The sequence below is a fragment of the Paraburkholderia aspalathi genome (assembly GCF_905220735.1).
Lineage (GTDB): Bacteria > Pseudomonadota > Gammaproteobacteria > Burkholderiales > Burkholderiaceae > Paraburkholderia > Paraburkholderia aspalathi.
This window is the reverse complement of sequence record NZ_CAJNBA010000028.1, coordinates 1-1,458: the sequence shown is the minus strand read 5'-3', so window position 1 is coordinate 1,458 and position 1,458 is coordinate 1. Positions and strand designations below refer to the sequence as shown.

At 61.0% G+C, this 1,458-nt stretch carries 2 protein-coding genes; one reads left to right on the top strand and one right to left on the bottom strand.

Translation table 11 applies throughout. From position 1 onward, the window contains the following. Positions 1-156 precede the first annotated feature (156 nt). Positions 157-1,179 (top strand): IS110 family RNA-guided transposase, encoded by a 1,023-nt coding sequence (locus KHO30_RS39035; protein WP_200655292.1) that lies wholly within the window; start codon positions 157-159, stop codon positions 1,177-1,179. Positions 1,180-1,276: 97 nt separating this feature from the next. Here the strand turns inward: KHO30_RS39035 and KHO30_RS39030 are convergent. After that, positions 1,277-1,458 (bottom strand): hypothetical protein (locus KHO30_RS39030; protein WP_211704091.1); only part of this gene is annotated, 182 nt, incomplete at its 5' end.

The window sequence follows — 1,458 nt, the reverse complement described above, 5'->3', positions numbered from 1 at the left end:
CGTTAGTGACAAATGGAATGGACGCCTCCCCCCGTAAGGGCTGCTGATCACTGACCGTGGGGGCGGGCAAAGGTAGGGTGGGTTCTCGCAACCGACGGCATCAGATGTGCCAGAGTGGAAGTTGGGCAACGAACCACTTGAGGAAGGAGAACCCAAATGAACTTTACTCCGGTCGGTGTGGATATTGCAAAGCAGGTTTTCCAGGTGCACTGGGTTGATCCGCAAACCGGCGAGGTCATCAGCCGACAGATCCGGCGCGGCGCGTTTCTGGAGCATTTCGCCAATCGCACGCCCTGCCTCATCGGCATGGAAGCGTGCGGCGGAGCCCAGCACTGGGCGCGTCGGCTGGGCGAAATGGGGCATCAGGTCAGGTTGATGCCGGGCAAGGCGGTCAAGGCATTCGTGATTGGCAACAAGAACGATATGGCCGATGCGCGCGCGATCTGGAGCGCGGTACAGCAGCCTTGCGTGAGGGCGGTGGCGCTCAAGACTGAAACGCAGCAGGCGGTGCTGGCGCTGCACCGGATGCGCCAGCAGCTGGTCAGATTCCGCACGATGCAGATTAATGGCCTGCGTGGACTGCTGACGGAATACGGTGAGGTGATGGCGGTGGGCCGAGCCGCGCTGAACCGGGCGATGGCCGGTGTGCTGGCGCGTCTGAGCGAGCGTTTGCCTGCGATGTTGATGGACACACTGCGTGAACAATGGCAGCGGCTTGACGTGCTCGATGAGCAGATTGCGCAGATCGAGCGCCGGCTCTCGGAGTGGATGAAGGAAGAGCGCGCCTGCAGGCAGATCGCGGACATTCCAGGCGTGGGGTTGCTGACGGCAACCGCTGCCGTGGCGACGATGGGGGATCCGAAGACATTCAGTTCGGGCCGTGAGTTTGCGGCCTGGCTGGGGCTGGTGCCGCGACAGACCGGCACCGGTGGCAAGCTCCGGTTACATGGGATCAGCAAACGTGGGGATGTGTACCTGCGCACGCTGCTGATACACGGCGCCCGATCGGTGCTTGCACGCACAAAGGAGCCGGGGCCGTGGATCGAGCAGTTGCGCAGGCGCCGCCCGAACAACGTGGTGACCGTCGCACTGGCCAACAAGCTGGCCCGAACGATCTGGGCATTGCTGGCACACGACCGGAAGTACGAGAAAGCTCATGTCAGTGTGCGGCCGGTGTGAACGCAGCGAAGTCTGAACAGAACGGTTTTGCAAAGAGGAAAACGTCAAAGGTTGCGCAAGGTAATTGAGTGTGATGGCACACAGGTCAGACCGGGACTCACCAAACCTGAAGCCCTTTGCGGGCTAACAGCCCGTGTGACAAATGAGGCGTGAGCCAGCGGAATCCATCGAGGCCAGCGGGTTCGACCTGCAACAAGGCCGGATATAAAGCCGCAGCCTTCCTGTCTACCAGCACATAAAATTCCTTGGCAAACGGGAGGCGTCCATATAAAAGGACTC